Below are 12,944 nucleotides of genomic sequence, written 5' to 3' on the forward strand. Positions count from 1 at the left end.
CCTTGACCGATTCCCGCCGCCTGCTCAGCCCCGAAAAGCGCGAGGACGACGTCGACGCGTCGATCCGGCCGCTGTCGCTCGACGATTTCACGGGTCAGAAGGCCGCGCGGGCCAATCTCCAGGTCTTCATCAACGCCGCCAAGACGCGGGGCGACGCCCTCGACCACGTGCTCTTCGTCGGCCCGCCGGGACTGGGAAAAACCACGCTGGCCCAGATCGTCGCCCGCGAGCTGGGCGTGAACTTCCGCTCGACCTCGGGTCCGGTCATCGCCAAGGCGGGCGACCTGGCGGCGCAGCTGACGAACCTGGAAGAGCGCGACGTGCTCTTCATCGACGAGATCCACCGCCTCAACCCGGCCGTGGAGGAAATCCTCTATCCGGCCATGGAGGACTACCAGCTCGACCTCATCATCGGCGAGGGGCCGGCCGCGCGCTCGGTGAAGATCGAGCTGCCGAAATTCACCCTGGTCGGCGCCACAACCCGCGCGGGCCTCCTCACCACCCCCCTGCGTGACCGCTTCGGCATCCCGATCCGGCTCGAATTCTACACCGTAGACGAGCTTGAGCTGATCGTGCGGCGCGGGGCGCGGGTGATGGGGCTGAACATGAGCGAGGAGGGCGCGAACGAGATCGCCCGCCGCGCCCGCGGCACGCCCCGCATCGCGGGCCGCCTGCTGCGCCGGGTGCGCGACTTCGCCATCGTGGAGGGGGCCGAGATCGTGTCCCGCGAGCTGGCGGACAGGTCCCTGCGCCTTCTCGACGTGGATCCCATCGGGCTCGACCTCATGGACCGCAAGTACCTGACCATGATCGCCTCGTCCTTCGGCGGCGGCCCCGTGGGCATCGAGACCATCGCGGCGGCCCTGTCCGAGCCCCGCGACGCCATCGAGGACATCATCGAGCCCTACCTCATCCAGAAGGGCTTCGTGCAGCGCACCCCGCGCGGCCGCATCCTCACGCCTCATGCCTTCAAGCATCTCGGCATCCCGGAGCCCTCCCGCGAGACGGCGGCGCAGTTCGGGCTGTTCAACGGAGACGGGGATGAATGAGGCGACGGCCTCCTGGCCGCATCTCTCGGGCGCCATGCGGGACGGCGCCCACGTGCTGCCCGTGCGCGTCTATTACGAGGACACGGATTTCTCGGCCCGCGTCTATCACGCCAGCTATCTGCGGTTCCTGGAACGGGGCCGCACGGAGCTGCTGCGGGCGGTCGAGGTGGCCCAGTCCGACCTGCACGCGGAGACGGGCGGCCTCGCCTTCGTGGTCCGGAAGATGACCATCGATTTCCTGGGCGCCGCCGTCATGGACGACGTGCTCACCGTCGTGACCCGGCCGAAGGAGATGCGCGGCGCGTCGATGACGCTGGCGCAGGAGGTGCGCCGGGGCAACGACGTGCTCGTCACCGCCGATGTGATGGTGGCCGCCGTGCGCGACGGCCGGGCCGTGCGCATCCCCGACAATCTGCGGGCGGCGCTCACCGGAGAGGCCTAGCCTCCGAAATCGAGGCGAGGGTGCCGTCCAGGTAGCGTTGCAGGGTGGCGCGGGTCCCGTCCCGCCACAGGCCTGCCAGCGCGGCTCCGAACCGGTCCCGGAAGGCCGGGGCTTCCGCCAGATCCCCGAAGATGTCCCTGAGCGCCAGGAAGGCCGCCGGATCGTCCTTGGCGGCCCGGGCGGCGGCCGTCAGGCGGGCGGCGTTCGGGTCGTCCAGGGTGAAGGGTGCGCCCGCATCGTCCGTTCCGGCGCAGGACCGGCACCAGAGGGCGGAGACCAGGGCGAGGCCCGTCACGTCGGCGCCCATGCGCACGCGGTCGCGGGTCGAGGGCAGGATGAATTTCGGCTGCCGGTTCGAGCCGTCCTGGGCGAGCCGGGGGATGGTGTCGCCGATCTCCGGGTTGGAAAAGCGTGTCGCGACGATCCCGTAATAGGCGCGAAGATCGACCCCCGGCACCGGCGGCACGCACGGGATGATCTCCTCCGTCTCCAGCCTGTCGAGGAAGCCCCGCACCTGCGGGTCCGCCATGGCGTCGTGAACGTAGTGGATGCCCAGCAGGGCGGCCGGATAGGCGATGGCCGCGTGTCCCCCGTTGAGGATGCGGATCTTCATCAGCTCGAACGCGGCCACATGGGGCGTGAAGGTCACGCCAACCTCCTCCCATGCCGGCCGCCCGGCCGAGAACCGGTCTTCCAGCACCCATTGCCGGAACGGCTCGCAGAAGACCGGCCAGTTGTCCCGGATGCCGAAGCGTCCGGCGAGGAGCTCGCGCTGCCGGTCGGTGGTGGCCGGCGTGATGCGGTCGACCATGCTGTTGGGGAAGGCGACGCGCTCGCGGATATAGGCGGCAAGGCCGGGGTCCATGAGCCCGGCGAGCCCCGCCACCGCATCCAGCGTCACAGCGCCGTTGTGGGGGATGTTGTCGCACGACATCACGGTGAAGGGCTGCAGGCCCCGGTCCCGGCGCCGCCGCAGGGCGGCCACGATGGCGCCGAACACGCCCTTCGGAGCGTCGGGATGTGCCGCGTCGTACCGGATCTCCGGATGCTCCGGATCGAAGGCGCCGGTGGCGGGATCGATGCAGTAGCCGCCCTCCGTGACCGTCAGCGACACGATCCTCAGGGCCGGATCGTCGAGGGCGTCGACGATGGCGCGGGCATCCTCGCCCACGGGCACGAAGCCGGTCATGGCGGCGGTGATCCGCGCCGCATGGGCGCCGGGTTCGAGTTCGACCACCGTGGTGAGCCAGTCCTGCGCCTCCAGCGCCCGGCGCATGGCCGCATCGCCGGAGCGAACCCCGGCGCCGACGAGGGCCCAGTCCAGGTCCCGGCCGGTGTTGAACAGGTCGTCCAGATACACCGCCTGATGCGCCCGATGAAAATTGCCGACGCCGATATGGAGGATGCCGGCCCGCAGCGCCTCGCGGGAATAGGCCGGGCGGGCGACCGCGGGCGCAAGGGTGTCGAGGGTCGCGAGGCTCAAGGACTGGATCATGGGCTTGTCGGTCGAATGAGAGAGGAGGAGAGGGCTATAGCAGACCTGCGGGCTGCGACGGAGTCGCGCTGCAAAGGCGATGGCGTGAAGCTGGGCAGAGAATGCGCCGGGCGCATTTCCGACCGGCGTCCAAAGCATTCGAGAGGCCGTGCGAAGGCCAGAAATCGCGGGAAAGCCGGTCCTTTTCAGGCGGTTCGGGGCGTGGTCGCGCCATGCTGTCCCATGCGCCGAAACAGCGCTTAAACCAAGCCTTAACCCTACTGTGTGCTTAACATGTAACGCAGGAGCGCTTCTGCGTCCCAAAGTCCGTGCGCCCTTATTTTCGACAGATTCGGGGGCGAACGAACATTGATACGCAAAAAGATTTTCCTAATGCGCGGTGAGCCTTGGCTCCAAGGCTGCTCGTAGAGCGAGGACATGAGATCATGAATCCGGCTGATGTGGCCCAGGCTGCCCCTGTGGTGCACGACATGTCTCTCTTCGGCCTGTTCTGGCAGGCCCATTTCGTCGTCAAGCTCGTCATGGTGGGCCTGCTGGCGGCCTCGATCTGGTGCTGGGCGATCATCGTCGACAAGACGCTGCTCTACGGACGCACCAAGCGCGCCATGGACCGCTTCGAGGAAGTGTTCTGGTCCGGCCAGTCCCTGGAGGAGTTCTACCGCTCGCTCCAGAACCGCCCCTCCACCGGCCTCGCGGCGGTCTTCGTGGCCGCCATGCGCGAGTGGAAGCGTTCCTTCGAGGGCTCGGGCCGCTCGTTCCAGAGCCTGCCCCAGCGCATCGACAAGGTGCTCGACGTCACCATCCAGCGTGAGGTGGAGCGGCTCAATTCCCGCCTCACGGTGCTCGCCTCCATCGGCTCCGCCGGACCCTATATCGGCCTCTTCGGAACGGTGGTCGGCATCATGAACTCGTTCACCTCCATCGCGGCTTCCAAGAACACCAGCCTCGCCGTCGTGGCGCCGGGCATCGCGGAGGCGCTGTTCGCCACCGCCATCGGCCTGTTCGCGGCCATCCCGGCGGTTCTGGCCTACAACAAGCTGCAAAGCGAGGTCGGCAAGCTGCAGTCGCGGCTCGAGGGCTTCGCCGACGAATTCTCCGCCATCCTCTCCCGCCAGATCGACGAGCGCATCGGACACGCGTCTCATCATCCGGCGAACGCAGCGTAAGGGGCCTGGGCCATGGCAACGAGTGCAGGCATGGCGGGCGGCGGCGGGCGCCGCCGCAGGCGGGCCCGGCGCGCAGGCGTCATCAACGAGATCAACATGACGCCGTTCATCGACGTGATGCTGGTGCTCCTCATCATCTTCATGGTCGCGGCGCCGATGATGACCGCAGGCGTCCCGCTCGACCTGCCGCAGACGACGGCGGCGCCGCTGAACATGGATTCGAAGCCCGTGACCCTCTCCATCAAGGAGACGGGCCAGGTCTTCCTCGCCGAGGACGAACTGACCGACGACGCGATCGTCGGCAAGCTCGCGGAGGTGGCGAAGAGCGGCTTCGACGAACGCATCTTCGTGCGCGGCGACAAGCAGGTGGATTACGGGCGCGTGGCCCAGATCATGTCGATCGTCACCTCGGCCGGCTACAAGCGCGTCGCCCTGGTGACGGAACCCGATCAGCGATAGGCGAGGGAGACAGACAGCCGTGGCGTTGAAGCCGAAATTCAACCCCTCCGAACCGGGCCTCTGGGTGTCGGGCGTCGCGCATGCGGCGATCCTGGCGGCCGCCATGGTCGGGCTGTCCTCCGTCAGCGAGTTCCCCGAGGCGCAGGAAGGCATCCCGGTCGAGATCATCACCGACAATCAGTTCTCGCAGATCACCAAGGGCGAGCAGACCGCCAAGGAGGTCCTGCCCACCCCCAAGCCCCGGGCGGACCGGGTCGCGGACAAGGTCGAGCAGCGCGACCCCGGCGAGGACACGCGCGACGCGCCGGCCCCGCCGAAGCGTCCCGAGGAGATGAAGGTGGCCGAGAAGGAGGAGCCCGTCGTGGCCCAGCCTCCACCGCCGCCCCCGCCGCCGCAGCCTTCCCAGGCCGAAGCCGAGGCGAAAGCCAGGGCCGAGGAGCAGCAGAAACTGGCCGAGAAGGCCGAGGCCGAAGCCATCGAGAAGGCGCAGGCCGCCAAGGCGGAGGCCGAGGCGAAGGCCAAGGCCGCGGCGGAAGCGAAAGCCAAGGCGGACGCCGAAGCCAAGGCCAAGGCCGTCGCGGAGGCCAAGGCGAAAGCCAAGGCGGAGGCGGAGGCCAAAGCGAAGGCCGAAGCGGAAGCCAAGAAGATCGCGGAGGCCAAGGCCAAGGCGGAAGCCGAGGCGAAGGCCCGCAAGGAGGCCCAGGTCGCCAAGAAGCTCGACATGGGCGACATCCGGCAGTTCCTCGACAACAAGGAGCGCAACCAGTCCACCGGCACGACCGGGGCGGAGGTCCAGAAGACCGCCTCCCTCGGCACCGCCACGGGGACGGCCGCGAAGCTCAATCCGAGCATGCGCGACGCGCTCATGGGTCTCCTGCGCGAGCAGATCGAGCGCTGCTACACGGCGCCCATCAGCGCCTCGACCGGCACGGCCACCCCTCCGGTCATCGACATCCGCCTCAACGAGGACGGCTCCCTGATGCGGGATCCGGCCGTGCTCCAGGCCGGCGCGAGCTCCACCGACCGGGCCGTCGCCGATGCGGCCCTGCGCGCCGTGCGCCGCTGCGCGCCCTTCCGCGTCCCCGCCAAGTTCGCTCCGTTCTATACGGATTGGAAAACCCTGAACGTTCAGTTCGACCTTTCCTGATCTTAAAGCCCCTCACGCTTGAGACATGACCCCCATGATCCATCGTCTTGTGTCCCGCCTTCTCCTCGCGCTCGCCATTGCGGTGCCGTTCGCCGCGCTTGCTCCGGCGGCCCATGCGCAGCTCAGCTTCCGCGTCGGACCCGGCGGGCAGTTCCAGCCCATGCCCATCGCCATTGCGGATTTCTCCGGTGAGGGCGATCTCGGGCAGCGGGTGTCCGGCATCATCGGCAACAACCTGCAGCGTTCGGGCTATTTCGCGCCGCTCGACCCGTCGCGCTTCCCGGAGCGCCCGTCCTTCGACGCCGCGCCGCGCTTCGAGGCCTGGCGGGCGGCGGGCGCCCAGGCGCTGGTGACGGGCCGCGTCTCGCGCGACCCCGCAGGCCGCCTCAAGGCCGAGTTCCGCCTGTGGGACATCGAGTCCGGCCAGCAGCTCACCGGCCAGCAATACGTGACGGACGCCAATTTCTGGCGCCGGGTCGGCCACATCATCTCCGACGCGGTCTACTCCAAGATCACCGGCTTCGGCGGCTTCTTCGACACCCGCATCGTCTTCGTCGACGAGTCGGGCCCGAAGGAGAACCGCCGCAAGCGCCTGGCGATCATGGACCAGGACGGCGCCAACGTCCGCTACCTCACGCAGGGTGAGAACCTCGTGGTCACCCCCCGTTACTCGCCCGCCACCCAGGACATCACCTACATGTCCCAGGCGGAAGGCCAGCAGCCGCGCGTGCAGGTGATCAACCTGGAGACCGGTTCGCGCCAGATCCTCGGCAACTTCCCCGACATGGCCTCCTCCCCGCGCTTTTCGCCGGACGGGCAGCGCATCGTCATGAGCCTGCAGCAGGGCGGCAACGCGAACATCTTCATGATGGACCTCAATTCGCGCGCCACGACCCGGCTCACCTCGACGGCCGCCATCGACACCTCGCCGTCCTTCTCGCCGGACGGCAGCCAGATCGTGTTCGAGAGCGACCGCGGCGGCAAGCAGCAGATCTACGCCATGAACGCTGACGGCTCGAACCAGCGCCGCATCTCCTTCGGCGAGGGCGCCTATTCGCAGCCGGCCTGGTCGCCGCGGGGCGACTACATCGCCTTCACCAAGCAGCGCGCGGGCGGCTTCGCCATCGGCATCATGAAGCCGGACGGCTCCGACGAGCGCATCCTGACCGAAGGCTTCCACAACGAAAGCCCGACCTGGGCGCCCAACGGCCAGTACATCCTGTTCTTCCGCGATCCGGGCGGGCAGGCGGGCGGCAAGCTCTACATGGTGGACATCACCGGCCGCGTGGAGCTGCCCGTGCCGACGCCGTCCTTCGCGTCGGACCCCACCTGGTCCCCGCTCCTGAGCGAGACCCGGTAAGCGGCCATGACGAAAGCGGGGCGCCTCGGGGCGCCCCGTTCGTTTTCGGGTCAGACGCCGCGCGGCGCCGCCGTGCCGGGCATGTCGTCCTTGCGCCCCTTCAGCTTGAAGGCGAGGACGAGGAGCGCGATGCCGAAGAACAGGGCATAGGCCCCGATCCACCAGGTCAGCACCACGGCGCCGACGAGCGGCGCGACAAGCAGGGCGATGCCGAACAGGACCGAGACCACGCCGCTGAAGATCAGCCAGCCGCGTCCATAGGTCGGGTTCAGCTTGAAGGCGGCGACGATCATCAGGATGCCGGTGATCAGCGACCAGAACGCCATGAGGGTGACGAAGAACACCACCGTCAGCCCCGGCCAGGCGAAGGCGACGATTCCGACCAGGATGTTCACGATGCCCTCCAGCACCAGGAGGCCCCACCTCTGGTGGTGCGAGGCGGCCCGCACGGCGGCGACGATCGCGAAGACCCCGTCGACGAGCATGTAGGCCGAGAAGAAGAGCACGAAGGACAGGATCGCGGCTCCCGGCCAGAAGAAGGCGATGAGGGCGAAGAGGATGGCGAAAGCCCCGCGCAGGGCCACCGCCCACCAGTTCTGCGCCAGGAGGGCGCTCATCGCCTGAGCGCGATCGAAGGACTCGTGGGGATGCGAATACCCGGACGCCATGGTCGTCTCCCTTGAAGGCGGCAATGCCCTAACGGAAAGGTATATATTCAAGACTCCGGATTGGCAGCCGCTTTCTCGTCTTCCGACGGCGCGGTGCTGATTTCCTTCACTTTCGCCAGGCGGCGCCTGAGCCGCATCTTGCGGCGCCGGATGCGGATGCGGCGCTTGAGGCGGAACGCGCGGATCAGGAGCGCGGCGCCGAACCAGACCAGGGCGATCACCAGCGGCGACACGACGATGACCGGGAAGAGTGTGATCAGAATCGCCAGGGCCAGGAGGGCGAAGCCGATGATCGCGATGCTGCTGGCCTCGGTCGCCGTGAGTGACTTGGAGTTGACCGCCTTGCCGATGCTGCCGCTGAGCGCGAGCGCTCCGACCGCAATCCGCCGCACGCCGCCCTTCTTGTACTTCACGGAGCGCCGGGAGCGCATGTTCCGGGCCTGGCGGCGACGGGCCTGCCAGCCGGGGACGATCTCGGTCGCTTTGGCCAGATCCTCCAGGTACATGGCCTCCATGGCTTCCGCGAAGGTCGGGTCCTCCACCACCACGTCGAGCTCCCAGTTGGTGGCCCAGCTCGCGAGGTTGAGATTGGTGGACCCGACGCGGGCCCAGCGCCCGTCCGCGACGGCGGTCTTGGCGTGGAGCATCGACCCGTTCCACTCGAACACTCGGATGCCCGCCTCGATCAGGGACCGGTAGCCTGCCCGCACGATGGGCTGGAGCGCCGGGACGTCGCTCGAGCCCGGCACGAGCAGACGGACGTCCACCCCGTCCCGGGCGGCTTCCCCCAGAGCCTGGATGTAGGACGTGGTGGGGACGAGATAGGCGTCCGTGAGCCAGAGGTTGCGCTGCGCGGTCGCGGCGATGAACTGGTCGAGCCGGTAGGTGCGGAACATCCCCGGCTGGCCGTTGATCACCCGCGCCGGCACCGTGCCGGCGATCGGGATGGTGCCGGGCTCGACGAGCTGGTCCCGGGGGATCGGCGCACCGGCCCGCGCCCAGCTCTCGGCGAAGGACACATCGAGGTCCGCCACGACGGGGCCTTCCAGGGACAGCCCCGTATCGCGCCAGGGCTCTTCCGAGTCCTTGCCCTCCCAGTTGTCCGAGATACACAGGCCGGACACGAAGGCGATCCGCCCGTCGACCGTGATGAGCTTGCGGTGGTCGCGCCGGATCCAGAGCGGGTCCGTCAGCCGGGGCGGATTGAAGACGCGCACCTCCACGCCCGCCTGCCGCAGCCTGCGCCAGAACCGGGGCAGCGCCCGCGTCGTCGAGCCGAGCCAGTCGTAGAGGATCCGCACCTTCACGCCGGCTCGGGCCCGCTCCATGAAGGCCTCGGCGAAGACGGCGCCGGTCTCGTCGTCGGCGATGATGAAGTTCTCGAAGTGGACGATCCGCTCGGCCGACCGGATGGCTTCGAGCCAGGCCGGGTAGTTCTCCCGGGAATCGCGAAGCAGGGCCACGGCATTGCCGAGGCGCAGGTCGCTGTCGGCGATGCGCGCGAAGGCACGCTCCAGGCGAAGTTCGCCGGAGCCGTGCTGCCTGATGTTGCCGAGGCTCGCGAGCTGAGCGGTTGTCGTATCCATGTCCCTTTAACGCACGAAACGGCCTTTCGGCTCTCGCAAAGGTCAAGCTTGTGCACAATGTTGCAGAGGATGCGGCCGTTGCCACCTCCTTGCCGCATTCACTCTCGATTAACCCTGCGCCCAGGTTTCTCGGCCCGGGCGCGATTCACCTTATCCTTCAACTCTCCATCAAGGTTGATGGAACCCTCCCTTAACTATCCGCGGATATAGAAGACACAACGTTCGGCAGACGTATGTGTAAGGAGTATTGCCAATGATGACGTTGCGCGCCGTCAAATTCGCCGCTGCCATCGTCCTCGCCCTCGGGGCGGCGGCGTGTTCGTCCAACAAAGATGAGATGGCTGGCGGAGCCGGCGGGTTCGGGGCCGGCGGAGCGGCGACTCCGGGCAGCGCCCAGGACTTCGTCGTCAATGTGGGCGACCGCGTCTTCTTCGAGACGGACCAGACGGACCTGACCCCGACCGCCGTGGCGACCCTCGACAAGCAGGCCCAGTGGCTGAGCCGCTATCCGAACTACACCTTCATCATCGAAGGCCATGCGGACGAGCGCGGCACCCGCGAGTACAACTTCTCGCTCTCCGCCCGCCGTGCCCAGAACGTGCGCGACTACCTCGTGTCGCGCGGCATCGACGCCTCGCGCTTCCGCACCGTGTCCTACGGCAAGGAGCGCCCGGTGGCGGTCTGCAACGACATCTCCTGCTGGTCGCAGAACCGCCGCGCGGTCACCGTGCTCAGCGCGGGTGCCGGTGCGTAAGAGGCCTGAAGGGGCTTCCGCCTGAAACAATCGCGCGCCGCCACATTATCGCCGTGGCGGCGCTTATGTGTTATCGGCACGGTCACTGAGACCTTTACGGTATCCATGATGTTTCGTCGCCTGATCGCCTGTTTCGCCTTCGTCACCATCCTGGCCGCACCTGCCGCCGCGCAGGATGCCGCCGATGCCATCGTTCGCATCAACCGGCTGGAGAGCCAGTTCCGGCAGATGTCGGGACAGATCGAGGAGCTCCAGTTCGAGAACCGCCAGCTCAAGGAGCAGCTCCGCAAGTTCCAGGAGGACGTGGAGTTCCGCTTTCAGGAGGGACGCGGCGGCTCCAAGGCCGCGCCTCCGGCGGCCGCGCCCGCCCGCCCGGCGCAGCCCCAGGCCCAGCCGCAGCGGCGCAGCGACGTGTTCGATCCGTCGGAGGCGCCCGGCGCCCCCGGCGCGCCGCTTCCTCTCGGAAGCACGCCCCCGTCCGCGCCCCTGGCCTCGGCAGACGCCGTCAGCCCCATGCCGATCCCGAGAGGAGCCGTGAGCGGCATCGAGGAGCTGATCGAGAGCGACGAGATGGCCGCGGGCGGTGGACCGCTCGACCTCAGCCCGGCCAGCCGCACCTCGGCGATCCCCCAGGGCGCCGGCGGGGCGATCCTGCGCGCCAACCCCGACCAGAGCGTCGCCGCCGCGAGCGTCAGCGATCCCCGTTCGGACTACGCGACAGCCTATGCCTACCTGACCCGGCAGCAATTCGATCAGGCTGAAATGGGTTTCCGCCGCTTTCTGCAGTCCAACCCCCGGGACAAGCTGGTGCCGGACGCTTCCTACTGGCTCGGCGAGACCTATCTGCAGCGGGGCCGCTATCGCGAGGCCGCCGAGCAGTTCCTGAACGTCTCGACGGACCATCCCGACGCCGCCCGCGCGCCCGAGGCGCTTCTCAAGCTCGGGGTCGCCCTCAGCGGGCTCGGAGCCCACGACCGGGCCTGCGCGGTCTATGCGGAGATCGAGCGCAAATATCCCCAGGCTCCCGCCACCGTGCGCCAGGGTGCCGAGCGCGAGCAGAAGCGCGCCAAGTGCAGTTGAGCGGCGTGCCCGCACCTCGCTGACGCGTGACCGCCGTCCCCCCATCTGATTCCGATTGGTCCGGCGATGGGCTGGACCGTCTCTTTTCGTCCCTCGGGAATGCCGGCGGCATCGTGGCGGCCGTCTCGGGCGGGCCCGATTCCATCGCTCTCATGCATCTGCTGGCCCGCTGGCGCGCCGGGGCGCCGCGGCCCCGCATCCTGGTCGCCACCGTCGATCACGGGCTGCGGCCGGAATCCGCCGAAGAGGCTGCCTTCGTCGCGCGGGAGGCAGGCGCCCTGGGCCTGCCGCACCGAACCCTCGCCTGGACAGGCGACAAGCCCCGGACCGGCCTGCAGGAGGCCGCGCGCGAGGCGCGCTACCGCCTTCTCGTCCACCAGGCCCGGGAGGAGGGCGCCTCCCATCTGGTGACCGCCCATACGCAGGACGATCAGGCCGAGACGGTTCTGATGAGGATGGCGCGGGGCTCCGGACTGGCGGGCCTCGCAGGCATGCGCGCCGAACGGGACCGGGATGGGGTCCGCCACGCGAGACCTCTGCTGACCTGCTCCAAGACATCGCTGGTGAGACTGTGCGAGGGGCAGGGCTGGCGTTACGTCGATGATCCTTCCAACCGCAACGAGGCCTTCGCGCGGGTGCGCTGGCGGGGAATCATGCCGGCGCTGGCGGCGGAGGGATTGACGGCGGAGCGCCTCGCCCGCCTCGCCGAACGGCTGGCACAGGCGGACGAGGCCCTGGACGCCAAGGCGCGGGAGGCCCTGTCGCTCGCCGGGGCGGCCGGCGACGGGGACGGGATTGTCCTAGAGGCAGGACGCCTTGCCGAGGAGCCGTTCGAGATCGCCCTGCGCATGCTGACCGCAATGCTCGAAAGGAGCGGCGCCCGCCTCGAAGCCAGCCGCCTGCACCGGATCGAGGCCTGCACGCGCCGGCTCCGGGAGGCGATCCGCGCCGGGGAGGAGCTGCGCGCGACCGTTGCGGGGCAGCTCGTCCGGCTCGATCCGTCCGGGCGACTGACCGTCCGGCCGGAGCCGCCGCGCCGCCGGGGCGTTAGGCCTATGTCTTATCCATAAGCCCCAAAGATGATGCCCCATGCCCGCCTCATTCCCTTGGCAAGGGAGGAGCGTGTGCCTACATTGACTTTAGCCGCGTGAGGGATCGCCTCGCGCTTCATCTCCCTCTGGGGCAGAATCTGATCCGATGAATTCAAATTTCCGCAACTTCGCCCTGTGGGTCGTCATCTTCCTCCTGGTACTGGCACTCGTGACCCTGTTCCAAAGCCCGGGTCATCGGACGGGCGGCGGCGATATCGCATACAGCCAGCTCCTCAGCGAGGCGGATGCCGGGCGCATCTCGAACGTGGTCATTTCCGGTCCCGAGATCAGCGGCACCTACACGGACGGACGCACCTTCACGACCTATGCGCCGAACGACCCCATGCTGGTGTCGAAGCTGCAGCAGAAGGGCGTCCAGATCACGGCCCGGCCCCAGTCGGACTCGACCCCCTGGTTCATCGCCGTCCTCATGAACATCCTGCCCATCGCCCTGTTCATCGGCGCCTGGGTCTTCCTGTCCCGACAGATGCAGAACGGCGCCGGCCGGGCCATGGGCTTCGGCAAGTCGAAGGCGAAGCTTCTGACGGAGGCGCATGGCCGTGTGACGTTTGAGGACGTGGCGGGCATCGACGAGGCCAAGGAGGACCTTCAGGAGGTGGTGGAGTTTCTGCGCGATCCGCAGAAGT

General features: G+C 68.4%; 13 protein-coding genes. 10 read left to right on the forward strand and 3 right to left on the reverse strand.

What is annotated here, in order from left to right; genetic code table 11:
* Positions 1–2: 2 nt before the first annotated feature.
* Together ruvB and ybgC are read left to right on the forward strand one after the other, a co-directional pair.
* On the forward strand, positions 3–1,049 hold the full coding sequence (gene ruvB / locus ACFOYU_RS18310) for a Holliday junction branch migration DNA helicase RuvB (protein ID WP_226742252.1): 1,047 nt from the start codon (positions 3–5) through the stop codon (positions 1,047–1,049).
* Complete coding sequence (ybgC, locus tag ACFOYU_RS18315; protein WP_377034708.1) at positions 1,042–1,491, forward strand: tol-pal system-associated acyl-CoA thioesterase; 450 nt, start codon at positions 1,042–1,044, stop codon at positions 1,489–1,491. Before ruvB ends, ybgC begins: the two co-directional genes overlap by 8 nt.
* Here ybgC and ACFOYU_RS18320 read toward each other — a convergent pair.
* Positions 1,475–2,986: a mannitol dehydrogenase family protein gene (locus ACFOYU_RS18320; protein WP_377034709.1), complete on the reverse strand. Its 1,512-nt coding sequence runs from the start codon at positions 2,984–2,986 to the stop codon at positions 1,475–1,477. The genes ybgC and ACFOYU_RS18320 overlap by 17 nt on opposite strands.
* 425 nt (positions 2,987–3,411) lie before the next feature.
* On the opposite strand from ACFOYU_RS18320, the gene tolQ reads away from it, so the two are divergent.
* From tolQ to tolB, 4 genes are read left to right on the forward strand one after another with little or no spacing between them, the layout of a single operon-like run.
* A complete protein-coding gene (gene tolQ / locus ACFOYU_RS18325; protein WP_226742249.1) occupies positions 3,412–4,152 on the forward strand; it encodes a protein TolQ in 741 nt (246 codons plus the stop codon).
* A 12-nt stretch (positions 4,153–4,164) separates the two neighbouring features.
* Positions 4,165–4,611 (forward strand): ExbD/TolR family protein, encoded by a 447-nt coding sequence (locus ACFOYU_RS18330; RefSeq protein WP_377034710.1) that lies wholly within the window; start codon positions 4,165–4,167, stop codon positions 4,609–4,611.
* Positions 4,612–4,636: 25 nt separating this feature from the next.
* Positions 4,637–5,758 carry a cell envelope integrity protein TolA gene (gene tolA / locus ACFOYU_RS18335; protein WP_377034717.1) on the forward strand — a complete coding sequence of 374 codons (1,122 nt, stop codon included), beginning with the start codon at positions 4,637–4,639 and terminating at the stop codon, positions 5,756–5,758.
* A gap of 25 nt (positions 5,759–5,783) precedes the next feature.
* Positions 5,784–7,118 (forward strand): Tol-Pal system beta propeller repeat protein TolB, encoded by a 1,335-nt coding sequence (gene tolB, locus ACFOYU_RS18340; protein WP_377034711.1) that lies wholly within the window; start codon positions 5,784–5,786, stop codon positions 7,116–7,118.
* 50 nt (positions 7,119–7,168) lie between these two features.
* On the opposite strand, the gene ACFOYU_RS18345 is transcribed toward tolB, so the two are convergent.
* Together ACFOYU_RS18345 and ACFOYU_RS18350 are read right to left on the reverse strand one after the other, a co-directional pair.
* Positions 7,169–7,786: an HdeD family acid-resistance protein gene (locus ACFOYU_RS18345; RefSeq protein ID WP_377034712.1), complete on the reverse strand. Its 618-nt coding sequence runs from the start codon at positions 7,784–7,786 to the stop codon at positions 7,169–7,171.
* 47 nt (positions 7,787–7,833) lie between these two features.
* The gene (locus tag ACFOYU_RS18350) at positions 7,834–9,372 is read right to left on the reverse strand and encodes a phosphatidylserine/phosphatidylglycerophosphate/cardiolipin synthase family protein (protein WP_377034713.1); all 1,539 of its coding nucleotides are present in this window, start codon (positions 9,370–9,372) and stop codon (positions 7,834–7,836) included.
* A 253-nt stretch (positions 9,373–9,625) separates the two neighbouring features.
* Between ACFOYU_RS18350 and pal the strand changes: the two genes are divergently transcribed.
* From pal to ACFOYU_RS18370, 4 genes are all read left to right on the forward strand, one after another.
* The gene (pal, locus tag ACFOYU_RS18355; RefSeq protein WP_226742244.1) at positions 9,626–10,126 is read left to right on the forward strand and encodes a peptidoglycan-associated lipoprotein Pal; all 501 of its coding nucleotides are present in this window, start codon (positions 9,626–9,628) and stop codon (positions 10,124–10,126) included.
* A 108-nt stretch (positions 10,127–10,234) separates the two neighbouring features.
* The gene (gene ybgF / locus ACFOYU_RS18360; RefSeq protein ID WP_377034718.1) at positions 10,235–11,206 is read left to right on the forward strand and encodes a tol-pal system protein YbgF; all 972 of its coding nucleotides are present in this window, start codon (positions 10,235–10,237) and stop codon (positions 11,204–11,206) included.
* 26 nt (positions 11,207–11,232) lie between these two features.
* On the forward strand, positions 11,233–12,276 hold the full coding sequence (tilS, locus tag ACFOYU_RS18365; RefSeq protein WP_377034714.1) for a tRNA lysidine(34) synthetase TilS: 1,044 nt from the start codon (positions 11,233–11,235) through the stop codon (positions 12,274–12,276).
* 127 nt (positions 12,277–12,403) lie between these two features.
* Positions 12,404–12,944, forward strand: a 541-nt coding sequence (locus ACFOYU_RS18370; RefSeq protein ID WP_377034715.1) for an ATP-dependent metallopeptidase FtsH/Yme1/Tma family protein, incomplete at its 3' end; no start/stop codon positions are given.

This window comes from Microvirga sp. GCM10011540 (genome assembly GCF_042650665.1).
GTDB lineage: Bacteria > Pseudomonadota > Alphaproteobacteria > Rhizobiales > Beijerinckiaceae > Microvirga > Microvirga lenta.